This window comes from Corynebacterium sp. HMSC077D03 (genome assembly GCF_001808545.1).
Lineage (GTDB): Bacteria > Actinomycetota > Actinomycetes > Mycobacteriales > Mycobacteriaceae > Corynebacterium > Corynebacterium simulans.
Genome location: NZ_KV793706.1, coordinates 239,174 through 261,633 on the forward strand (window position 1 = coordinate 239,174; position 22,460 = coordinate 261,633).

22 protein-coding genes are annotated in these 22,460 nt (G+C 59.5%); 7 read left to right on the forward strand and 15 right to left on the reverse strand.

Translation table 11 applies throughout. The features are described from left to right. Positions 1–176 precede the first annotated feature (176 nt). The 4 genes from HMPREF2888_RS11565 to HMPREF2888_RS11580 all read left to right on the forward strand — a co-directional run bounded on the left by HMPREF2888_RS11565 (position 177) and on the right by HMPREF2888_RS11580 (position 3,762). The gene (locus HMPREF2888_RS11565) at positions 177–1,211 is read left to right on the forward strand and encodes an alpha/beta hydrolase (RefSeq protein WP_070518827.1); all 1,035 of its coding nucleotides are present in this window, start codon (positions 177–179) and stop codon (positions 1,209–1,211) included. A gap of 55 nt (positions 1,212–1,266) precedes the next feature. Continuing rightward, positions 1,267–2,679, forward strand: coding sequence for a mycothione reductase (mtr, locus tag HMPREF2888_RS11570; protein WP_070518828.1), 1,413 nt, complete (start codon positions 1,267–1,269; stop codon positions 2,677–2,679). A 318-nt stretch (positions 2,680–2,997) separates the two neighbouring features. Beyond that, positions 2,998–3,372, forward strand: a complete 375-nt coding sequence (locus HMPREF2888_RS11575; RefSeq protein WP_070433242.1) for a hypothetical protein — start codon at positions 2,998–3,000, stop codon at positions 3,370–3,372. Positions 3,373–3,405: 33 nt separating this feature from the next. Continuing rightward, on the forward strand, positions 3,406–3,762 hold the full coding sequence (locus tag HMPREF2888_RS11580; RefSeq protein ID WP_070518829.1) for a hypothetical protein: 357 nt from the start codon (positions 3,406–3,408) through the stop codon (positions 3,760–3,762). A 173-nt stretch (positions 3,763–3,935) separates the two neighbouring features. On the opposite strand, the gene map is transcribed toward HMPREF2888_RS11580, so the two are convergent. The 5 genes from map to dxr form a co-directional block, all read right to left on the reverse strand. After that, positions 3,936–4,805 (reverse strand): type I methionyl aminopeptidase, encoded by an 870-nt coding sequence (gene map / locus HMPREF2888_RS11585; protein ID WP_061923176.1) that lies wholly within the window; start codon positions 4,803–4,805, stop codon positions 3,936–3,938. Positions 4,806–4,884: 79 nt separating this feature from the next. Further along, entirely contained in the window at positions 4,885–6,741 is a 1,857-nt protein-coding gene (locus HMPREF2888_RS11590) for a penicillin-binding transpeptidase domain-containing protein (RefSeq protein ID WP_061923178.1), read from the reverse strand. A 102-nt stretch (positions 6,742–6,843) separates the two neighbouring features. Continuing rightward, complete coding sequence (gene ispG, locus HMPREF2888_RS11595) at positions 6,844–8,007, reverse strand: flavodoxin-dependent (E)-4-hydroxy-3-methylbut-2-enyl-diphosphate synthase (RefSeq protein ID WP_061923181.1); 1,164 nt, start codon at positions 8,005–8,007, stop codon at positions 6,844–6,846. Between the two features lie 125 nt (positions 8,008–8,132). Continuing rightward, positions 8,133–9,341: a M50 family metallopeptidase gene (locus HMPREF2888_RS11600; protein WP_070518830.1), complete on the reverse strand. Its 1,209-nt coding sequence runs from the start codon at positions 9,339–9,341 to the stop codon at positions 8,133–8,135. A gap of 15 nt (positions 9,342–9,356) precedes the next feature. After that, positions 9,357–10,523, reverse strand: a complete 1,167-nt coding sequence (gene dxr, locus HMPREF2888_RS11605) for a 1-deoxy-D-xylulose-5-phosphate reductoisomerase (RefSeq protein ID WP_061923187.1) — start codon at positions 10,521–10,523, stop codon at positions 9,357–9,359. 158 nt (positions 10,524–10,681) lie between these two features. On the opposite strand from dxr, the gene HMPREF2888_RS11610 reads away from it, so the two are divergent. After that, positions 10,682–11,131, forward strand: coding sequence for a DUF2631 domain-containing protein (locus tag HMPREF2888_RS11610; protein ID WP_070518831.1), 450 nt, complete (start codon positions 10,682–10,684; stop codon positions 11,129–11,131). A 170-nt stretch (positions 11,132–11,301) separates the two neighbouring features. Here HMPREF2888_RS11610 and rlmN read toward each other — a convergent pair whose 3' ends face one another. Beyond that, positions 11,302–12,408: a dual-specificity RNA methyltransferase RlmN gene (rlmN, locus tag HMPREF2888_RS11615; RefSeq protein WP_070518869.1), complete on the reverse strand. Its 1,107-nt coding sequence runs from the start codon at positions 12,406–12,408 to the stop codon at positions 11,302–11,304. A gap of 94 nt (positions 12,409–12,502) precedes the next feature. Here rlmN and HMPREF2888_RS11620 point away from each other — a divergent pair, with 94 nt between their 5' ends. Then, positions 12,503–12,883, forward strand: coding sequence for a LapA family protein (locus tag HMPREF2888_RS11620; protein WP_061923193.1), 381 nt, complete (start codon positions 12,503–12,505; stop codon positions 12,881–12,883). 120 nt (positions 12,884–13,003) lie between these two features. On the opposite strand, the gene HMPREF2888_RS11625 is transcribed toward HMPREF2888_RS11620, so the two are convergent. From HMPREF2888_RS11625 to rpsB, 5 genes are all read right to left on the reverse strand, one after another. Continuing rightward, positions 13,004–13,885 (reverse strand): phosphatidate cytidylyltransferase, encoded by an 882-nt coding sequence (locus HMPREF2888_RS11625; RefSeq protein WP_179294363.1) that lies wholly within the window; start codon positions 13,883–13,885, stop codon positions 13,004–13,006. An 83-nt stretch (positions 13,886–13,968) separates the two neighbouring features. After that, positions 13,969–14,526 carry a ribosome recycling factor gene (gene frr, locus HMPREF2888_RS11630; RefSeq protein WP_061923195.1) on the reverse strand — a complete coding sequence of 186 codons (558 nt, stop codon included), beginning with the start codon at positions 14,524–14,526 and terminating at the stop codon, positions 13,969–13,971. A 99-nt stretch (positions 14,527–14,625) separates the two neighbouring features. After that, positions 14,626–15,372 carry a UMP kinase gene (gene pyrH, locus HMPREF2888_RS11635; RefSeq protein WP_061923198.1) on the reverse strand — a complete coding sequence of 249 codons (747 nt, stop codon included), beginning with the start codon at positions 15,370–15,372 and terminating at the stop codon, positions 14,626–14,628. Positions 15,373–15,549: 177 nt separating this feature from the next. Further along, on the reverse strand, positions 15,550–16,362 hold the full coding sequence (gene tsf / locus HMPREF2888_RS11640; protein ID WP_061923201.1) for a translation elongation factor Ts: 813 nt from the start codon (positions 16,360–16,362) through the stop codon (positions 15,550–15,552). 153 nt (positions 16,363–16,515) lie between these two features. Further along, positions 16,516–17,319 (reverse strand): 30S ribosomal protein S2, encoded by an 804-nt coding sequence (gene rpsB, locus HMPREF2888_RS11645; RefSeq protein ID WP_070518832.1) that lies wholly within the window; start codon positions 17,317–17,319, stop codon positions 16,516–16,518. A gap of 393 nt (positions 17,320–17,712) precedes the next feature. Here rpsB and HMPREF2888_RS11650 point away from each other — a divergent pair, with 393 nt between their 5' ends. Further along, positions 17,713–18,270 carry a M23 family metallopeptidase gene (locus HMPREF2888_RS11650; protein WP_083296655.1) on the forward strand — a complete coding sequence of 186 codons (558 nt, stop codon included), beginning with the start codon at positions 17,713–17,715 and terminating at the stop codon, positions 18,268–18,270. On the opposite strand, the gene HMPREF2888_RS11655 is transcribed toward HMPREF2888_RS11650, so the two are convergent. From HMPREF2888_RS11655 to HMPREF2888_RS11670, 4 genes are all read right to left on the reverse strand, one after another. Continuing rightward, positions 18,248–19,147 (reverse strand): tyrosine recombinase XerC, encoded by a 900-nt coding sequence (locus tag HMPREF2888_RS11655; RefSeq protein ID WP_061923208.1) that lies wholly within the window; start codon positions 19,145–19,147, stop codon positions 18,248–18,250. The two genes, HMPREF2888_RS11650 and HMPREF2888_RS11655, sit on opposite strands and share 23 nt — an antisense overlap. An 82-nt stretch (positions 19,148–19,229) precedes the next feature. Beyond that, entirely contained in the window at positions 19,230–20,408 is a 1,179-nt protein-coding gene (gene dprA, locus HMPREF2888_RS11660) for a DNA-processing protein DprA (protein WP_070518833.1), read from the reverse strand. Continuing rightward, complete coding sequence (locus HMPREF2888_RS11665) at positions 20,405–21,925, reverse strand: YifB family Mg chelatase-like AAA ATPase (RefSeq protein WP_070518834.1); 1,521 nt, start codon at positions 21,923–21,925, stop codon at positions 20,405–20,407. The genes dprA and HMPREF2888_RS11665 overlap by 4 nt, the downstream gene beginning before the upstream one ends. Continuing rightward, positions 21,912–22,280: a YraN family protein gene (locus HMPREF2888_RS11670; protein ID WP_070518835.1), complete on the reverse strand. Its 369-nt coding sequence runs from the start codon at positions 22,278–22,280 to the stop codon at positions 21,912–21,914. The genes HMPREF2888_RS11665 and HMPREF2888_RS11670 overlap by 14 nt, the downstream gene beginning before the upstream one ends. Positions 22,281–22,460: the final 180 nt, after the last annotated feature.

A 22,460-nucleotide genomic window follows, 5' to 3' on the forward strand; every position in this document is an offset into this window, starting at 1 on the left:
ACGCAAAGGCCAGGCAACTGCCCTAATCCTTTGTCGCTGACAACGGCACATAACAAGGGACGCGTCACGCATTACCAAACCACCATACGCCCTTAATGTAGAAATTGGGATTCTTCAACCGGGAAAATGTCCGTTTTTCACAGTCCGTATCACCCCACTTTGCCTAGACTGTGCATATGACTGAGTCAACTCTGCAATGGAAACAAGACATTTTGGGCACGGGTTTCCAAGCCGCGACCTTGCCCCTAGGCGCCGACCCCGACGGCGAAGGCGAAGTCGAGGCCACCTTGATTCGCTATACAGGCACCGCGAACGACGCCGACGAAGCCACGAACCGACAAGACGCCGAGCACACCGGGTTAGATAACCGGGTCGCCGTCGTGTGGGTTCACGGCATGACCGACTACTTCTTCCAGGCGCACGTGGCAAAGCACTTCCACGAGAAGGGTTACGCGTTCTACGCCCTCGATCTTCGCAAGTGCGGCCGCTCCCGGAAGCCGAACCAGAAGTGGCATTACACCACGGACATGCACCACTACTTTATGGACTTAAACGTGGCACTCGACGCCCTCCCGCAGGACAAGGTCGTGTTCTTGGGCCACTCCACCGCGGGTTGCATCCTTCCGCTGTGGCTTGACCAGTTGCGCCGTTGCGACGAGCAGCGCCACAACCGCATTGCAGGGCTTATCCTCAATAGCCCATGGCTTGACATGATGGGTGTGCCGAAGCCGGCTTACACGGCGCTCAAACCAGCCATCTTCGCTTTAGGCAAGCTCGCCCCCACTCTCCCGCTTTACGGCGGCAATCTCACGGCATTCGGTGATTCCATCCATTCCAGCCGCTATGGCGAGTGGAACTATGACCTTGAGAAGAAGCCCCTGGCGGGCCACAAGAAATATATGGGATGGATCCGCGCGGTGTTTAAGGCATTCGACGCCATCCACTCCGGCCGCATCGATGTCGGTGTGCCAATCCTGACGCTGACGTCCACCAAGTCGAATTTCACCGCACCGTATTCGGAGGAAATCAACTACGTGGACGCGGTAATTGATGTCAAGCAAACGCAGCGCTGGGCCAAAGAGTTGGGCACGCACTACACGTTGCACCCGATTGAGGGCGCGCGCCATGACGTGTTCTTGTCTCGGGAGCCGATCCGCGACGAGGCCTTCCACGTAGTCGATGAATGGTTGCCGGGCATACTCAAACCCTAACTAAAACAAACTGAATAAAGGCACCCTAAACGTTTCCTAAATAATAAGGAGAAAAATGACTTCGCAAGATTCCACTTTCCCGGGCGCTGAACACTTCGACCTGATCATTATCGGTACCGGTTCCGGCAACTCGATTCCTTCGGAGGATTTCGAGGATAAGAAGATCGCAATCGTCGAGGAAGGAACCTTTGGCGGCACTTGCTTGAACGTGGGTTGCATTCCGACGAAGATGTACGTCTACGCAGCCGACTTGGCGCACGCAGCAAAGGAGGGAAAGCGCCTGGGAATTGATGCGCAGGTAAATAATGTGGACTGGGAATCCATTATTGAGCGCGTCTTCGTCAACCGCATCGACAAGATTGCCGAGGGCGGCGAGGCCTACCGGCGCGGCGATGAGACGCCGAATATTACGGTCTTTGACAAGCACGCCACGTTCTTAGGCCCCAAGGCAATTGCGGTGGGCGATGAAGTCATTACTGGCGAACAGGTTGTCATTGCGGCGGGCTCTCGCCCATCTATTCCTGCGGTATACAAGGATTCCGGCGTGAAGTTCTATACGAACGAGAACATCATGCGCATGCCTAAGCAGCCGGAAAGCCTGATTATCGTGGGCGGCGGCTACATTGCCATGGAGTTTGCCCACGTCTTCGATGGTCTTGGCACGAAGGTCACGGTGGTCAACCGTTCCGAGAAGCTCCTGCGCCACCTGGACCACGACATTGTGGAGCGCTTCAACAAGCTCGCCCGTGAGCGCTTCGATGTTCGCATCGCGAATACCCAGAGACTGGAGGAGACTGCGGAAGGTGTAGCGCTGACACTGGAGGATGGTTCCACAGTTGAGGCCGAGGCAATCTTGGTGGCAACGGGCCGCAAACCAAACGGCGACTTGATGGACTTGGACAAGGCAGGCATTGAGGTCCGTGAGGACGGCCGCATCAAGGTCGACGAGTTTGGCCGCACCTCCGTGGAGGGCGTTTGGGCGCTTGGCGACGTCTCGTCTCCCTACATGCTCAAGCACGTTGCGAATGCAGAGATGCGCGCGGTGCAGCACAACCTCCTTCACCCTGAGGAGCTTCAGGCTATGCCGCATGAGCACGTCCCGGCGGCTGTTTTCACTCATCCGCAGATCGCGAGCGTTGGTCTAACGGAGGAAGCAGCCCTCGAACAGGGGTACAACATTACCGTTAAGGTTCAGAACTACGGGGATGTTGCCTATGGATGGGCCATGGAAGATAATTCAGGAATTTGTAAGCTAATCGCTTGCAAAGAAACCGGCCGCCTACTAGGCGCACACCTAATGGGACCCCAAGCATCGACGCTAATCCAGCAACTCATCACCGCCATGGTTTACAACGTTGACATGCGCACATTTGCTCGGAAGCAATACTGGATCCATCCAGCTCTGCCGGAGCTCGTGGAAAACGCAGTCCTTGGATTAAACTGGCAAACGACTGTGTTACGTGACTAACATCACAATTACCCCCACAGGAAACCTCAGAAGAAGAGTTTGCCCACTTGAGCGCGGGGACCATCCCGAAATCCATCGTTGCAAATCCGACCGGTTTCGGGGGCAGCCCCGAAAGATTTCTAAATCAAATTACAAACGTGACGTGCAATTTAAGTACATATGGGCTACCTTGATTGAGGACACCGGCTCGAGCCGATATTAAACCGGCGACCGCGTGTTTCTGGAAATCCTCTGAAAGCAATTTCGGGAGTAGTTTCCACAAAACACTTAGGTTTTCCATCGAAAGCCTTGCAAGTACGACATTTAAGGATTTTTGATATGCGTATCCGCAATGCAGCCCTCGCCGGCGCAACCGCAATCGCTGTAGCATTCGGTGGCACCACCGTTGCTTCCGCTGCTGAGACCGCTGACGGTTCCTCCTACGACGGAATCTTCGCTGGTTCTTCCAACGACCTGGCAAACTCCGAAGGCGAGACCAAGGGCGAAGGCTCCCTGTCTTCCAAGATCGATCTCGAGAACGATCAGGCCACCAATGGCCGCGACATCTTTGGTTCCTCCAAGGACTTCTCCGCAGTTCCGGCATGGGCTAAGGCTCTCTACGCTGCAACCATCGTTGGCGGCATCGGCGCTCTCGTTGGCGGCGTCATCGGCCCTGTTTACAACTTCATCGTTCACGGCCCGTTCGCTCGCTAATCAGCACTATCAAGAATTCCGAAAGGCAAAATAATGCGTAACTTCCGTACCGCTGCTGTTGCACTCGCAACTGCTACCACCGTCGCTTTCGGCGGCGTTTCCGCTGCGTCCGCAGCAGAGCCTGACACCCAGTCCCAGACCTCCTCTTTCTCTGGTTCCTCCAAGCTCGGTGACTGGCTGAAGGCTGATGAAGAGGTTGTCGGCACCGATCTTCTTGGCAAGGAGACCAATGACAAGAACAACGACGCACCCTGGTCCCTCGTTTGGCGCGATGGCACCATCGCTGCTGGCATCGTTGCTGCTATCGGTGGCCTGATCGCTGCTTACAACCAGGCTGTCTACACCGGCATCCTGCCGCAGCACATCCTGGACCCAATCTTCCGCCGCTAATTCACGGTAGAAGGTTCTAGGACTTTCAAAGCGCTGGCGCTCCTCCCCTTTTGGGGAAGGAGCGCTTTTCGCGTATCTGGGCTCAGTATTGAGTCGGGGTCAGATAGAAAATGTGGCGCCTTCCAAGATGGAGGGCGCCACTATATTGTGTTGGCTTAGGTTTCTAGCTTCGGTTAGTTCTCGTCTGGCAGCGTGAGGATTTCGGCGCCGTCGTTGGTGATGACGAGGGTGTGCTCGAACTGGGCGGTGAACTTGCCGTCAACGTTTTGCACGGTCCAGTCATTGTCCCAGATTTCGTAATCAAGGGAACCGAGGTTGATCATCGGCTCGATAGTAAGGGTCATGCCTGGCTCGAGGATGTCACGGTACGTGGTGGAATCGTAGTGCAGAACCACGAGGCCGTTGTGGAAGGTAGGGCCAACGCCGTGGCCGGTGAAGTCACGGACAACGTTGTAGCCAAAGCGGTTGGCGTAAGACTCGATAACGCGGCCAATGACATTAACCTCACGGCCTGGCTTTGCCGCCTTAATGCCGCGCATCATTGCCTCGTGGGTGCGCTCAACGAGGAGCTTGTGCTCCTCAGAAACGTTTCCGGAGAGGAAGGTAGCGTTGGTATCACCGTGGACACCATTCTTGAATGCGGTGACGTCGATGTTTACGATGTCGCCATCCTCAATCACGGTGCTATCCGGGATACCGTGGCAGATGATCTCGTTCAGCGAGATGCAGCAGGACTTCGGGAAGCCCATGTAACCCAGCGTCGAAGGGTATGCACCGTGATCCAGCATGTACTCATGCGCGATGCGGTCCAGCTCATCAGTCGTAACGCCAGGAGCGACAGCCTTGCCGGCCTCCTGCAGGGCGTTAGCGGCAATCTTGGATGCCTCGCGCATAGCCTCAATGGTCTCAGGGGTCTGAACGAAAGGCTCACCCATTGCTTCCTGGACGGTTTCCTTCCAGACGTACTCCGGGCGCTCAATGGAATCCGGAACGGTACGGATCGGGGTGGGCTTCTGAGGGGTCAATTTTGCGCGATTACTCATGTTTGACCATGTTAGTCCTGTTCCCCACCCCGCGGCTAACCAGGTTAAGTGCTGCGGCTAGAGCTGGGTTTTGTGCGTTCTATTCGCCTTCTTGTGGCGCGGGCGCCGAACCGTTGCCCTCGGCGCGGTAAGCGTCGAGCTTCTGCAGGAAGTTGTCGGTGATGTTGACCGAGGTATCGGAACCACCGCCCAAGACAACGAGCGTGGCGAAGGCGATGTCATCTTCGCGGTAGCCTGTGAACCAGGCGTGGGAGCCTTCGTTGATCTCAGCCTCACCGGTCTTGCCGTAAATGGTGCCGCCGGCCTTCATGCCCGATGCAGTACCGCCGGTGACCACCGCGCGCATCATGTCGCGGACATTCTCCAGCACGTGCGGGTCAGGTGCCGGGGCGTCCTCAGACGCCTTCGTCTTGTGATTCGACAGTAGAGTCGGCATCGGCGTCTTGCCGGCCGCCACCGTTGCAGAAACCAAGGCCATGCCGAACGGGCTAGCCAAGTCCGCGCCCTGGCCATATCCTGCTTCGGTGCGCTCCAACGGAGTCTTGCCCTCTGGAATGGAGCCCGTGATAGTGGTCAGCCCCGGGATGTCGTAATCAATGCCCAGGCCGAACTCCTTGCCCGTCTTCGCCAGCTCGCCTTCCTTCAAGTTGGTCGAGACCTCAGCGAAGGTGGTGTTACAAGACTGTGCAAAAGCCTGGCGCATCGGCACGCTGCCCAGCGAAAAGCCGTTGTAGTTGGTGACGGTGCGGCCAAACAGATTCATCGTGCCCGGGCACGGGACGATGGTATCCGCCGTAGCGCCCTGCTTATCCACCGCGGCCGAGGCCGTGATGATCTTGAACACCGAGCCCGGAGGGAACTGACCCTGCAGCGCGATATCACCCTTCTTGTCTGCCTGCTCAGTCTGCGCAACGGCAAGGATCTCACCGTTGGAGGGGCGGATGGCAACGAGCATCGCCTCGGAGTCAGCGCGCATGTTCACCGCTTCCTGGGCCGCGCGCTGCACATTGTAGTCCAAGCCAACGCGAATGGAGGGAGATTCCTCGGGTTGATGCAGCTCGACGTCGCTAAGCGCGGCACCGTTTTCATTGACCACCGAAATAGACCAACCAGAATTGCCCTCGACCTCATCCGAAACAATCGAGCGCACGCGCGCCAGGATATCCGGGGCCAGGCCCGTCTCCCTCGTCACCATCGCAGGCTCCTCGTTCAAACGCACGCCTTCGATGTGCTCCAACTGCGGGCGCACCTGCTCCGCCTGGGCCTCATTGAGCATCGTCACCGAGTAGCTATTGCCCTCAGAGCCCTCCAGCTCCTTAGCTAACTCCCCCGCGTCCTTCTCCGGCACGGAATCGTCCTGGGCATGCGCCTGGTTCAACGCGCTTGAAATCTTGGCAGCCAGCGGGCGCATATCCCCCGCCTTTTCCTTGTCCACCACCACGCGGTACTGCAGGCCCGGCGATAGCAGCTCCACGCCGTCGGAGGAAACCACGCTCGCACGCTTGGCGTCAATGGCGCGCAACTCCAAGTGCTGATGCGCTCCCAAGTTCGGGTGCACCAGGCTCGGCTGCCAGCGCACCTGCCAGTCCTTGTCCTTCTTGGTCAAGGTCATCTCGGTGTCGTAGCTCAAGGTGCGGTCCTTGGGCAGGTCCCACGTCACCTTGTACTTGGCCGTGGCATGCGAGTCATCCTGGGTAACATCACCAAGCTCAATATCAAGACCTTCTGCCTGCAGGCCCGAGTAGGTGGCATCCAGCGTAGACGTGGTGGCGTCCGGATTATCCACCAGCGTTGCCAGCTCATCGTTGTTGCGGGCTTCCATGTCCGCGATGAATTTTTCCGCAACAGGCTCCGCCGAAACAGGTTTCGGCGTGCACGCCACCAGCGAGCTAGCCCCAAACGAAGCCGCACATAGCAGCGCCACCATCTTTCTCATGTTTCGGCATACTAGCAGCCGAAAGAGACAAAAAGTCCGCCCCACACCGAAGTGTGAAGCGGACAATTTTTATCGTGTTTTATGCTGAGTTTTCTGTGGGCTCTAGCGGGTTACGCGGACCTCAGCCTTGGCACCCTCGACGGCCTCCAAGCCTTCCTCGTCAGCAATGCGCATTGCTTCCTCGATGAGGGTTTCCACAATCTGGGACTCAGGGACAGTCTTGATGACCTCGCCCTTGACAAAGATCTGACCCTTGCCGTTGCCGGAAGCAACACCCAAGTCAGCATCGCGCGCCTCACCTGGGCCGTTAACAACACAACCCATAACAGCCACGCGCAGCGGGAACTCCATGCCCTCGAGACCAGCGGTAACTTCCTCGGCGAGCTTATAAACGTCCACCTGGGCACGGCCACAGGACGGGCAGGAGACGATCTCCAGCTTGCGTGGACGCAGGTTTAGCGACTGCAGAATCTGGTCACCAACCTTGATTTCCTCAACCGGATCGGCGGAAAGCGAAACGCGGATGGTATCGCCAATGCCCTCAGAAAGCAGGGCGCCGAAAGCCACGGAGGACTTGATGGTGCCCATGAACTTCGGGCCTGCCTCGGTAACGCCGAGGTGCAGCGGGTAATCGGTCTTCGCAGCCAGCTGGCGATAAGCCTCAACCATCAGGACTGGGTCAGAGTGCTTCACGGAAATTGCGATGTCGCCGAAGCCATACTCCTCAAAGAGGCCAGCCTCCCAGATAGCGGACTCGACGAGAGCCTCTGGGGTGGCCTTGCCGTACTTTTCGAGCAGGCGCTTATCCAGGGAACCGCCGTTGACGCCGATGCGGATCGGGATGCCAGCGTCACCGGCTGCCTTAGCAACTTCCTTGACGCGGCCGTCGAACTCCTTGATGTTACCAGGGTTCACGCGGATAGCCGCGCAGCCGGCATCGATGGCCTGGAAGATGTACTTCGGCTGGAAGTGGATATCCGCGATGACCGGGATCGGGGACTTCTTCGCAATCGCAGGCAGCGCCTCAGCGTCGACTGGCTTCGGGCAAGCAACGCGCACGATGTCACAACCGGTGGCGGTCAGCTGCGCAATCTGCTGCAGCGTGGCGTTAACGTCGTGGGTCTTGGTGGTGGTCATGGACTGCACCGAAATCGGGTGCTCGGAGCCAACGCCAACAGGGCCTACGAAAAGCTGACGCGTTTTGCGTCGCGGAGCCAAGGTAGGAGGTGGGCCGTCTGGGATACCAAGACCGATTGGGGTCGACATGAATGCTCCTTAACCAAGCATGGAATTCAAATGGGGATTTAACGTCACCACTTTAGCACCGCTTAGTGCCTAGACTCATGCCCGCCCTGCGCCCGGGACGAGCAATAGCGCTAAGCCGAAGAGGCTTAGCCGAAGAGGCGGATCGGGTTGACCACATCGGCGACGATGATGAGCGCACCAACCACCATCAACACGGCCGCGATGGCATAAGTAATAGGCATCAAGGCTGTGTAGTCGGCCGGACCCTTCGGCTCCTTGCCAAGCAAGCGGCGGATGGCGTCGCGAATCTTTTCATAAATGATGACCGCAATGTGACCGCCATCAAAAGGCGGCAGCGGAATGAGGTTGAACAAAGCCAGGAAGAAGTTCAGCGTCGCCAGCATCATGAAGAAGGTCGACCACAGGCTACGCTCCACCAGCTCGCCGCCTACCCGGGAAGCGCCAACCACGGACATCGGACCGTTGACATCGCGCTCGTGACCAAAGATGGAGGCCACTACCCCAGGTACCTTGGCCGGGAACTGAATGATGCCGTCGACAGTCGCGTCTAAGACATAGCCCGCATAACGCGCCGTGGCCGGGAAGGCGCCGATAAAGTCATGCTTTTCCGTGGTATCTACCGGCTGGTTGACCAGGCCGATGGAGCCGGCGTCGACAAGCGCGCCCTCCTGATTCAAACGCTTGACCGAATCCAGAGTGATCTCCAGCGTCTTGTGCTGGCCATCGCGCTCGACCTCGAGTTGCACCTTCTCCCCCGGGCGCGGGAAGACCTCCTCACGCAGCTGCGCAAAGCTTTCCAAAGGCTTGCCGTCCAAGGCCACGACGATGTCGCCGACCTTCACTCCAGCCTTGCCCGCAGGCCCCTCGCCCTGGCAGTCCGCAAACTCGCCCTGCTGGTTCTGCTCTGCCGAGCAAACCACCTCGCCCACTCGTGGGCGCACGTCTGCATCCGGGTTCGGAATGCCCGCCGTCATGGCGATGAGCAGCAAGATGACAAAACCCAAAAAGAGGTTGACCATGATGCCGCCAGCCATCACGATGACGCGCTGCCATGCCGGCTTTTTGTACATCGCATGCGGCTCTTCCTCCTCCGTGAGGAAGTCATCTTGTTCCGTCATGCCCGCGATGTCGCAGAAACCGCCCACCGGGAAGGCCGCTAGGCCGTACTCGGTGTGCCCGCGAGTAAAGCTCGCGATCTTGGGGCCAAAGCCGATGTAGAAACGGCGCACACGCATGCCAAAAGCACGAGCGCTGAACATGTGTCCAGCCTCGTGCAAAGCAACGGTGATACCGATTCCCAGGGCGAATAAAACGATGCCCAGGATATTTGCCATAGTGGTGAAAGCTTTCTAGTTAGCCAAAGTGTCCACCAGCGCGTTTGCGCGCCGGCGGGCCTCGCCCTCAACGGCGATTACATCCTCGACGGATGAGGGTACACCAGCGAACTGGGAGGCCTCCCCCACGACCTTGTCAACCACGTCGACGATCTCTGGGAAGTGGATGCGGCCTGCCAAGAAAGCCGCCGCAGCCTCCTCGTTCGCGGCGTTGTAGACCGCCGGATGCGTGCCACCCGCCTCCGCCGCGGCACGGGCAAGGGAAACGGCGGGGAACGCGGCGTCGTCAAGCGGCTCAAAGTGCCAATCGTGCGCCTTGGAAAAATCGAGTGCCGGCTGCGCACCGGGCACGCGATGCGGCCAATCCAGCGCCAGGGAAATCGGCAGCTTCATCGAAGGCGGCGATGCCTGAGCAATGGTGCAGCCATCCTTGAAAGTAGCCATGGAATGAATGATGGACTGCGGGTGCACCGTAACGTCGATGCGCTCGGGGGCAATGTCGAAGAGCAAGGTTGCCTCGATAAGCTCCAAGCCCTTATTAATTAAGGTCGCGGAATTAAGCGTATTCATCTGCCCCATGGACCACGTGGGGTGCTGCGCCGCTTGCTGCGGGGTCACGTCCCACATCTCCTCACGCGTGCGGCCACGGAAAGGGCCACCCGAAGCCGTCAACACGAGCTTGTCCAGCTCCCCTTCCGCGCCGGATCGCAGGCACTGCGCCATGGCGGAATGCTCGGAATCGACCGGGATGATCTGGCCCGGCTTTGCCATGCGGGTGACAATATGGCCGCCGGCCACCAGAGATTCTTTATTGGCCAGAGCAAGAAACGCCCCCTGCTCCAGCGTGGCGATGGTAGAGCGCAGGCCCATCGAGCCCACCAAGGCGTTGAGCACCTTGTCTGCTTCGACTTCGCGCACCAACTGCTCAGCGGCATCCGCGCCCGTGCGCACCGGGCCTCCCAAGGCTGCGGAGACTTCGCGTGCAGCCTGCTCACTAGCCACCGCCACGTGGTCAAACGAAAGATTGAGAGCACGGGCCTGCTCTATCACTAATTGCGGGTTGGAACCGCCCGCGGCGATGCCGACTACTTGGAATTTATCCGGGTTATCGGCGATAACTTCCAGTGCCTGGGTGCCGATGGAGCCCGTGGACCCGAGAATAAGAATGCGCTGTGTACTCACCTCTCCAACCCTAGCGAGCCGCGGCCAAAATAGGGTGAGCGAAATTGCCGGGGGTGTTTCTTCGCTAACGCGGCGAGGATGATTTAAACTACTACACAGAATAAATGGCATTTCATGTGCGCGCGCAGAGTGCGCCATGTACACGCAAAGGAGAGCAAGTGTCTTCCCACAAGCCGGCACCGCAGGTTTTCGACGGCGTTTCCACTGAGGACGTCCCGTCCGCAGGTTTTGGTTGGTCCCGCATCAGCCGCTCTGGCGTTCAGATCGCTGGCTGGATTTCTGTACTCTTCCTGCTGGCCTACAACTTCGGTAACCACAAGGGCCACGTTGAGACCGTCTGGCTCATCGCTCTTGCCGTCGTTCTTGCTCTGGGCCTTATCATCTTCGCCCTGCGCCCGAACCTCTCTCAGGTGCGCACCGTCACCGCTCGCAACCAGCCGGTTGGCCACGTTGAGCCGGACTGGGTATATGACCAGAAGACGGTTTCCGGCTCCTACGCTGAGCTTAGCGACGCAGAGCTGCGCGCCCTGAACATCGACCCGGCTCGCGTTTCCCACCTGCGCGTCGAGCGCGGCACCGCTCGTGCAGCCCGCAAGGCAATGCACTAAGCGCATACGCGAAATACTCCCCGCCACCCACGTTGCTGTTGGGTGACGGGGAGATTTTTATGCGCTTTATAGCTGAAGCGCCGCCCAAGGCGAGCTTGGGGCGGCGTAAATGGATTGGGCGGCGTAAATGGGTTGGGCGGCGTGAATGGCTTGGGCGGCTGGGCCGAGCTTTAGGCGGACTCGCGCTCGTCGGCAGCGAGCTGGCCGCAGGCGGCGGCGATTTTATCGCCCTTGGTATCGCGGACGGTGCACGGCACGCCTTGAGCGATGACACGGCGGACGAACTCGTCCTGGCGGGCCTTCGGCGCGGCGTCCCACTCGGAGCCCGGGGTTGGGTTCAGCGGGATGACGTTGACGTGCACCTTGGAGCCGAGCGCGCGGTGCAGCTTCTGCCCCAGCATGTCGGCGCGGAAGTCCTGATCATTCTTGTCACGGATAAGCGCGTACTCGATGGAGACGCGACGGCCGGACTTATCAGCGTAGTAACGGGCGGCGTCGAGGACCTCCTCGACCGGCCAGCGGTTGTTGACCGGAACCAGGGAATCACGCAGCTCATCGTCTGGAGTGTGCAGGGAGACTGCCAGGGTGCAGGAGAGGTCTTCGTCGGCAAGCTTGCGGATAGCTGGAGCAAGTCCCACGGTGGAAACCGTCACGTTGCGCTGGGAAAGGCCAAAGCCCGCCAAGTCCTGGCCGGTGATCTGGCGCACGGCGTGGACCACGCGCTTGTAGTTGGCCAGCGGCTCGCCCATACCCATGAACACCACGTTGGACAGGCGGCCGCCTTCTTCCTCCATGAGCTTGGCGGCGTGGCGGAACTGCTCCACGATCTCTGCGGTGGACAGGTTGCGGTCGAGGCCGCCCTGACCGGTAGCGCAGAACGGGCACGCCATGCCGCAGCCGGCCTGGGAAGAAATACACAAGGTGGCGCGGCCCGGGTAGCGCATGAGCACAGACTCGAGCATGGTGCCATCGTGCAGGCGCCACAGGGACTTGGTGGTCTCCCCGTCATCCGTGGAGGTCTGGCGGATGGGAGTCATCAGCGTTGGGAAGAGACGCTCCTGGACTTCCTCACGCTTGCCGGCCGGGATGTCCGTCATCTCGGAGACATCCGCGGTGCGGTGTACGTAGTAGTGCTTTGCCAGCTGGTTCGCGCGGAACTTAGGCAGGCCAATTTCCGCGAGGACGTCAATGCGCTCGTCGTGGGACAGATCCGCGAAGTGCTTCGGCGGCAAACCGCGCCGAGGGGCGGAGAAATTAAGTTTCAATGCTTCAGCCATGGTTCCGCCCATTTTTCCACGTTTTCGGCACTTTTACCCAATTGAAACCGAGGCGAAGTGGCACAATCGACAGCTCGCAGGATTAAATAGACATATGACACAAAACGAATTCCCCGCAGACGAGACCGCCTACGCGCCAGAGACCACCGCTGATAACACCACTGGCACGCACACCGAAGTTGAGTCCACTTACTCCCAGCAAGAGGACACGAAGGTCAAAGGATCTTTCGCAGCTTCCACCTGGGCCGCACTGATCGTGGGATTCCTGCTGCTCATCGTCCTCATCGTCTTTATCCTGCAGAACCAGCAGAAGGTGCCGATGAACTTCCTGAACTGGTCGGGCGAATTCCCGGCTGGCATCGCCTACCTCATCTTCGCCATCGCCGGCGCACTGATCATGGCACTGGTTGGCATGTGGCGCATGTTCGAGCTGCGCCGCCAGGTGCGCAAGCAGGCCAAGGCACGCAACCGCTAAATACCCAGCGAGCCAAACACTAATACATTAAAAATCTCCTCCCGCATCTTCTTAAGTCACGCTCGACGCGTGGCCGGAAGAGAGGGAGGAGTCTTTTTGGTTTTGCCTTCGGCTAAAAATTTAGAAACCGTGGAAATTAGCCAAGAAGTTCACGGCCACCCAGGTCACCATGGCGGAAGGAAGCATGCCGTCGAGGCGGTCCATCAGGCCGCCGTGGCCGGGAAGAATCTGGGACATGTCCTTGATGCCCAGCTCGCGCTTAAATTGGGATTCCACGAGGTCGCCCAAGGTGGCGCAGAACACCAGCCCCAAGCCCATCAGGCCGCCTACCCATGCATCGTGGTGCAGCAGCAGCTTCACGCTAAGGGCACCGGTGGCAACGCCAAAGATGACCGAGCCGATAAAACCTTCCCACGACTTCTTGGGGCTTACCGCAGGAGCCATGGGGTGCGAGCCGAACATCACGCCGGCTACGTAGCCGCCGGTGTCAGAGGCCACGACACAGAGCATGAAGGCCACAATCGACGCCGCGCCAGAGGCGAACGGGGTCTCCACGCGAGACAGCATCGCCGCAAACGTGGCAAACAAGGGAATCCAGGTCAGGACGAAAAGTCCCACGGACATATCGCGCAGATAGTTAATCGGCGGGCGATGCCGGCCGTTGTGGAAGAGACGGCCAAACATGAGCGCCAAGACGGCGACGACGTAGACCGCTACGAGGCCGGGGGCTCCCAGCGGCCAGGAGACCCAAAGCATCGCCTGGCCCAAGACGATGAGCAGGGTGCGAGGCATAAAAAAGGAATGCTCGCGCAGGCGCGTGAGTACTTCCCACATTGCGATAGCGACGGCTACTGCCACGACCATGTACCAAGCAAAGGCACCGGCCCAGACGGCAAAGACAACGAGTGCGCCAAGGCCCACGCCTACCCCGACCGCCGCAGGCAGGTCACGGCCCGCGCCGTTCTTCGGCTTGGGCAGACGACGATTCGACTCGCTAGTCACGCGCGCTCCTTCCACAGGAAGATGGGATACTCACAAAAAAGCGCCGCCGAGCTGAAAGTGCCCGGCGGCCAGGTTCGAGGTGCTTAGACCTCCATCAACTCGTTTTCCTTGTTGGCAACGAGCTTGTCCACCTGGTCGATATAACCCGCGGTGGTCTTTTCCATTTCCTTTTCGGCTGCAACGACTTCGTCCTCGCCGGCGTCGCCGTCCTTCTGCAGCTTCTTCAGCTGGTCCATGGCCTTGCGGCGGATGTTGCGGATAGCAATCTTTCCGTCTTCGCCCTTGCCCTTTGCCTGCTTGACGAGGTCGCGGCGGCGCTCCTCGGTCAGCTGCGGGATGGTTACGCGCAGAACGTGGCCGTCGTTGGTTGGGTTAACGCCCAAGTCGGAATTGCGGATAGCGTTTTCGATCTCTTGGATCATGGACTGCTCATAAGGCTTGATGAGCATCATGCGTGGTTCCGGAACGGAGATGGTAGCCATCTGGGTGATCGGGGTCGGCGCACCGTAGTACTCAGCAACCAAGCCGTTGAACATAGCCGGGTTTGCGCGGCCGGTACGGATGGTGACCAGCTGCTCGCGGGTGTGCTCCACCGAAGCGGTCATGTGCTCTTCTGCTTCGAGCTGGATCTCGTCGATCATTGGGTTAAAACTCCCCTTTTTCGAATTTAAAGTAACTGGGATTGAATCTAGCAGGATCGCACGCCTTCTGGGGCGAAGGACGTGGCCTAAAGTACTTTCTTAGTCTTCCTTGGACTGAACCAGGGTGCCGATCTGCTCGCCGTTGACGGCGCGCTTGATGTTGCCCTCAGTCAGCAGGTTGAACACCAGGATTGGCATGTCATTATCCATGCAGAGGCTGAACGCGGTGGCGTCTGCAACCTTTAGCCCCTTCTCAATGACCTCACGCGGGGTGATTTCGGAGTAGAGTTCCGCATCAGGGTTGGTGCGTGGGTCGTCGGAATAGACGCCGTCGACAGCCTTGGCGAGGAAGAGCACCTCTGCCCCAATTTCCAGCGCGCGCTGTGCGGCGGTGGTGTCAGTGGAAAAGTACGGCATGCCCATGCCAGCGCCGAAAATAACCACGCGGCCCTTTTCCAAGTGGCGGTCTGCGCGCAGCGGCAGGTAAGGCTCTGCGATCTGAGCCATGTTGATGGAGGTCTGCACGCGGCAATCGACGCCCTGCTGCTTCAGGAAGTCCTGCAGTGCCAGGGAGTTCATGACGGTGCCCAGCATGCCCATGTAGTCAGAACGGGCGCGATCCATGCCGCGCTGGGAAAGCTCGGCGCCGCGGAAGAAGTTGCCGCCGCCAATGACTACGGCGACCTCGGTGCCCTGCTTTGCAATCTCGGCGATCTGCTGGGCGACGTTTTCTACAACGTCTGGGTCGATGCCGACCTTGCCACCTCCGAACATTTCACCGCCCAGCTTAAGCATTACGCGCTTGTATCCGGTTCGCTTGGTGTCAGGGTTAGCCACGGCCTTCATCGTCTCCTTAATGCGGGCGTTTTTAAGTCCGTTCCATCTTACCCACACAAGCTCTATTGCTCATATTCAATGGGGTGGATGCCACCCGCACAGAAAACGCGAAATGGTCCTGCCGCAATTGCGACAGGACCACTAGAAAGTCTGCAGCTAAAAAGCAAGCAGCTTTAAATCGAAGCCTTAGGCGCCGACCTCATAACGCACGAAGCCCTTGATGGTGGTGCCAGCTTCCTCAGCAACCTGCTTGACGGTCTTCTTGGAGTCGGACAGTGCAGCCTGCTCAAGCAGAACGACGGACTTGTAGAAGCCGTTCAGGCGACCTTCCACGATCTTCGGCAGAGCAGCTTCCGGCTTGCCCTCCTCGCGGGTGGTAGCCTCAGCGATCTCGCGCTCCTTCTCAACGACCTCAGCCGGAACGTCCTCGCGGGTCAGGTACTCAGCGTTCATAGCTGCGATCTGCAGAGCAACAGCGTGTGCGCCCTCAGCGTTGCCCTCGTAGGAAACGAGAACGCCAACTGCCGGCGGCAGGTCAGCGGAACGCTGGTGCAGGTAGACAGCGACGTTGTCGCCCTCGAGGGTGACTGCACGGCGTGCCTGCAGCTTCTCGCCGGTCTTTGCGGACTCTTCGTCGACGATCTCAGAAACCTTCTTGCCGTCGATCTCGAGGTTGTTCAGCTCCTCGCCGGAGTTGACCTTAGCCTCGCCAGCAGCCTCAGCGATCTTGGTAGCGAAAGCCTTGAATGCCTCGTTCTTTGCAACGAAGTCGGTCTCGCAGTTGATTTCGACCATGGTGTTGCCGGAAACAGCAACGAGGCCCTCGGTAGCCTCGCGCTCAGCGCGCTTGGAAACGTTCTTTGCGCCCTTGATGCGCAGGAACTCTACGGCCTTGTCGTAGTCACCGTTGGACTCGTCGAGTGCCTTCTTGCAATCAAGCATGCCGGAGCCGGTAGCCTCGCGCAGTGCCTTTACGTCTGCAGCAGTGTAGTTCGCCATAGTTCGGGCGATCCTCCTTGGTTTCAAACAGTATTCGATGTGACAGCGTACTCGACGCTAACGTTTTACGCCGCCCTTGGGGGTGAGTTTTTACAGAAGAATAAACCCCCGCGGCCGTAATCCAACGGTAGCGGGGGCTTAGCCTAAAGTCTTTTACTCTGCGGACTCAGCAGATGCTGGGTCGGAAGCAGCAGCCTCTGCTGCGTCGCGAGCTTCCTTCTCAGCGGAGTCGCCGGCAGCTTCCTTAGCTGCAGCCAGCTGGCGCTCCTCGCGGGCCTTCTTGCCCTCTTCAACTGCGGTGGCGATGATGCCGGACAGCAGTTTGGTAGCGCGGATTGCGTCGTCGTTGCCCGGGATCGGGAAGTCAACGTCATCCGGATCGCAGTTGGTGTCCAGGATGGCAACAACTGGGATGTTCAGCTTCTGAGCTTCCTTAACCGCGATGTGCTCCTTGTTGGTGTCAACAATCCACAGTGCGGAAGGCGCCTTGGTCATCTCGGAGATGCCACCGAGAACGCGCTCCAGCTTGACGCGCTCGCGCGTCAGCATGAGAACTTCCTTCTTGGTGCGGCCCTTGTAGCCGTCTTCAGCTGCGTCCATTGCCTGAAGCTCCTTCATGCGCTTCAGACGCTTGGAAACGGTCTGGAAGTTGGTGAGCATGCCGCCCAGCCAACGGTGGTTGACGTAAGGCATGCCAACGCGAGTTGCTTCCTCAGCAACTGCTTCCTGAGCCTGCTTCTTGGTGCCGACGAAGAGGATGGTGCCGCCGTGGGCAACGGTCTCCTTGACGAACTCGAAAGCCTCATCGATGTAGGTCAGGGTCTGCTGAAGATCGATGATGTAGATGCCGTTACGGTCGGTGAAGATGAATCGCTTCATCTTTGGGTTCCAACGACGGGTCTGGTGGCCGAAGTGCACACCAGCGTCGAGGAGCTCGCGCATGGTTACAACTGCCATGATTCGCTCGCTTTCTGTTGTTATTTCGGTTTTGCAAGAAAATGTGCGGTGTTTTATTCCGCACCCTAGCAACGAAGGCTCTGGTCAACACCCCACGTCATGTGGGGACCGCGTCAACACAGGGCTGTTTCTTCCTTAACCCAGGAAGCAACGACTTCGCCGCGCGTAGTCAGCGCATCGAAATGTTTTTAAACATGCCAGACACACTGCTGGGGCAAATTCTAGCCGCATCCTGCGCACTAGTCCAAAACGAGTGGCGTTTTTCCACAATTTTTCGCTGACGCGGCCCCAAACGGCACCACATCGCTCACATGCACCCCACTAACCCCAGTTTGTTCACAGCGCATTAATCATCTCTTTCGCCACCACTGCCCCATTGCAAAGACTAGGTCTATGAAACTCAACGCAAAGAACTTTTCTTGGATACGCACGAAGCCAAATGTCTGCTGGCTGGCTCTGTGCCTCGGCGCCTTTCAACTGGTCATTCTTCCCTGTGCTCTCGGCGCGCCCAACACGCCGACCGCGTGGGCATATGTCGATCCCACCACGGGCGCTGCCATGGCAACGCGGGTTTTGGAAGGTTTTGATCCACCGGCACAGAAGTGGAGCGCTGGTCACCGCGGTGTGGATCTGGCGCTTTCGATTGGCTCTGACGTACGCGCTGCTGGCGACGGCGAGGTCTACTTTGTTGGCAAGGTGGCGGGCAAACCCGTAGTTTCCATCGCACATGCCGATGGCGTGCGCACGACCTATCAGCCTGTATTCGGGCATGTGGCCAAGGGCGATAAGGTCCGCGAGGGCCAAATCATTGGCAGGTTAGCGCCACCGGTGGACGGCAAGCCTGGCCTGCACTGGGGCGCGCTTATCGACGGCCCGGAAAAGACGTATATCGATCCGCTTTCGCTTCTCGACGCCCCGGTGATCCGGCTTAAGCCCGTGGATGGGCCTTAGAGTAAACGTCCTTGAGCCGCTGTGCGGAAACGTGGGTATAAACCTGCGTGGTCTGCAAGGACGAGTGCCCCAAAAGCTCCTGCACCACGCGCAGGTCTGCGCCGCCTTCTAGAAGGTGGGTCGCCGCTGTGTGCCGCAAGCTGTGCGGGCTTAGCCCATTGGCGCCGGTTACCTGTGCGGCTTTCTCCACCACGCGGCGTACCTGGCGTTGGTCAATACGCCCACCGCGTGTGCCCACGAAGACGGCTTCCGTCTCCCCCGCCAATTGCGCGCGGCCCTTATCCAGCCAAGTGCGCAAGGCATCAGCGGCTGCCTCTCCAAAAGGCACCACGCGCTGTTTGTTTCCTTTACCGGTAACCCGCGCGGTCTGCCGGCGCAGATCGAGGTCACCGATATCGAGGCCGGCAAGCTCTGCCACACGCATGCCGGTGGCGTAGAGCAGCTCCAGCATCGCACTATCACGCAGGAAATGAACCTCGTCGGCCGAGACGGCATTGCCCACGAGCTCCCCTGCTTCGTTCTCCCCCAGAACCTTAGGCAGGTGTTTGCCCACCTTCGGAGTCACCAAGCGCGCTGCAACGTCCGAGCCAAGATGGCCTTCGCGCACCGCCCACGTCGAAAACGCTCGAACCGCCGCGGTGCGGCGTGCCAAGGTGGCTCGGGACTTGCCGGCGGTGACAGCCTCACCGAGCCAGGCGCGCAATGCGTTCAGGTCGAAACTCGCAAAATCTGGAACGCTACGAGCTAAGTCCCGAAGGTCAGAGCGGTATCCCTTCACCGTGGCCTGCGAACGCCCACGGATGAGCAGCTGGTGCTCGGCGAAATCCTCGATTGCCTCTACCAGCTGCCCAGATAGCTCCTCCGCGCTCCGTGTCATGTCCCAGGAGTCTACTCCAGTTGCAGAAGGCTCAACATCCCCGTGTCTAGCGCAGCGCCTTTGTCCTTTCTATCTTCGTATCTCATTCGCTGCGCCGCCAACGCTTGCCCTCGCGTATAACCAGCCCCTGTTTCTGCAAAGCCACCAAGAGGTGGACGCACAAGGCCACGCGCATGCCTGCTTGTCGCGCGATGTCTTCTGCGGTTGCACCTTCCTCGCTATTTTGTGGCGCGGCATCAAAGACCTTGAGCTCGTTGCGAGATAGCTGCTGCACCTTGCTCGGAGCAAAGTCGAACTCATACTGCCCTGCCGCATCCACACTTCCGACGTTGCCCACCAACCCGCGAATCTCATCCACCGATGTCACCAGCTGTGCCCGCTGGTCCTGGATGCGTTGATGACATCCCAACGAGCCTGCTGTGGTGACCGGCCCTGGCACCGCCATGGTTACCCGGCCGAGCGCCTCCGCCCAGTTCAAAGTGTTGAGAGCCCCTGAACGAAACGCGGCTTCTACCACCACAGTGCCGGCCGAAAGCGCCGCGACCAAGCGGTTGCGAGTGAGGAAACGATGACGCTGCGGGGTAGTCCCCGGCGCGAACTCGGAGATGACGCATCCGTTTTCCACGATCCGCGCGAACAAGGACGCATTGCGCGCAGGATAGTTAACATCAATGCCGCATGGCGCAACCGCGACTGTGTGGCCGCCTGCTTCCAAAGTTGCTTCATGGATAGTCGTATCCACGCCCAGCGCCCCACCCGAAACCGTGGTCCATTGGTGGCTGGCCAGGCCCCCAGCCAGCAACTTGGAGACCTCCCAGCCATAGCGACTAATCGCGCGTGTTCCCACGAGAGCTACCGACTGAGCCACGCATTCGCGCACGGACTTGCCTTTCACCCACAGCGCATTCGGTGGAACGGCCTGGCTATCAAAGGTCGCCGGGGCATCGGCGCCGCCTGCCTGATAGAAGCCGAAGGCCTGCGCGAATTCTTCCCGAGGCCATTCAGCATCCTCAGGAGTAATCAGCCGCGCACCCACGCGCTGCGCCGCTGCCAAGTCTTCGTCCTGCCGCAGCCAGTCCCTCCTACTTGTCGTCTCATCGCGCAACGCACCAATCCAGTCCGCCGCGTGATAGACACCATGCGCCACCTCATCCACGGGGTACTGGGACAACAAACCGTGCAGGGTACGAGATGGACCTTCCACCACTCGGTTGAGATAGATCCAAGCATGCAGCGGAGTAGACAAATTTAAGCTACTCATGCCGCGAGCCTTTCCAGCACGCCCGCCCCTCGCAGGTCTAGCGCCTTGCCCACATGGTCGATGTCAGGCTGGGCGCTGCCATCAAGGTCTGCCAGCGTCCACGCCAGGCGTAGTACACGGTCAACGCCGCGCTGGCTTAGCTCGCCATCTGCAAGATAGGCCGCAAGCATCGCCATTGCAGTCTCCGTCGCAGGACGATTCCGCCGCAAATACGAAGCTGGCACCGCACCGTTATTGTGAACGGCAAGTCCATCACCGCGCCAGCGCTGCTTCGCTCGATCCCGTGCTTGCGCGACCCTTTCCGCGATTGCCGCCGAAGGCTCCTCATCCACCGCATGCAAGCTCGCCGCCCGGCCCGATATATCCACCACCATATCCAAGCGGTCACGCAACGGCCCCGACAAATTTGTGAGATAGTTCCGTCGCTCAGACGCCCTACACCGGCACTTGCTTGGCTCCTCAGCGGCACAACGGCATGGATTGGCGGCCAGCACCAGCTGAAAACGCGCCGGGAAGGTAACTTCGCGCCGCGCACGCGAGATGGTCACGTGCCCGTCCTCCAAGGGAGCGCGCAGCCCGTCCAATACGCGCGCGGATACTTCGCTGGCCTCGTCGAGAAACAGCACCCCATGATGCGCCAAGCTCACCGCGCCTGGCCGCGGATTCCCCGCACCGCCGCCGAGCAGCGCTGCCCGCGTGACCGAGGAATGCGGCGCAATAAACGGCGCACGGGAGACCACCGCGCCGGGAGTGCCCGCCAAAGAGTGGATGGCTGTGGCCTCGACGGATTGATCGGTGCTCAGCTTGGGCAGGATGGAAGGCAAACGTGCCGCAATCATCGATTTTCCTGATCCCGGCGGGCCCACCATCAACAGGTGATGCCCGCCAGCGGCTGCAACCTCTGCGGCCCACTTCGCTTCCCTCTGGCCCGCGATGTCGCGAAAGTCTGGAACCTCCTCGCACGCGGGTACTGGTACTTCCATCCCCTGCGCCGAAGGCAAGTCCCGGCTGCCGCATGCCCATGCGAAGGCATCGACAAGCGTGTGCGCCACCAGCACGTTCATATCCGGCACCAGCGTCGCCTCAGCCGCATTGCCCGGCGGGATCACCAAGGTGTCGAAGCCCTGGGACCGCGCCGTTAGAAGTGCTGGGATGATGCCAGATACTGGGCGCACGCTGCCATCCAAGCCCAACTCACCAAGCACCAACGCATTGTCGAGGAGTTCATTATGCGGCATCTGTGCAGACAAGATCGCCAACGCCATGGGAAGGTCAAAGTGTGCACCTGACTTCGGCAAAGCCGCCGGCGCCATTGAGACCACCACGCGCGTCTTCGCCCACGGCAGCCGCGAGTTAACCACCGCAGTACGGATGCGGTCTCGCGATTCCGAGATCGCCGTATCCGCCATGCCCACCACCTGCACTCCCGGCAGCCCCGTTCCCACGTTGGCTTCCACCGTGACCACGTGCGCGGTAACGCCTTCGAGGGCCGTCGTATGGCATCTACCGAGCGCCATGCTCCACCCCTTCGTAGTGCGTGAGCTCAAATCCCTGGCCGCAAGCCACCAGCGCCACGACGTCGAAGCGCACTACGGACAAGGGTTTATCCTGCAGCCACTGCGCCGCAGCCTTGCGCATGCGCGCCAGCTTTCGCGGGGTAACGGCTTCGGCTACCCCAAAAGCATCAGAGGCCCTAGTCTTAACTTCTACGAAAACAATCGTGGCCCCCTCCTGCACGATAAGGTCAATCTCGCCCACCGCATAATGCACGTTGGCGGCCAGCACCTGTCCGCCGCGCTCACGATAAAACTTCGCGGCAAATGCCTCTCCGCGTTTTCCTAAAACCTGGTTCTTATTGGACCTTAAAAGCACGCTTTACTCCCCCAAATTCCGAGCTTTCGCTGCACCCCGGGCTGTGACACCCGCTGAAACGCCGCAAAAGCCGCATCAACTTTCTCGTTGTAAGACCTAGTCCAGCGCAGAAGCAGAGAATATAGCTAGCCCCAAAACGCAAAAAGCGCGCCAACTGTGGATAACTCACCGCGACTCAGG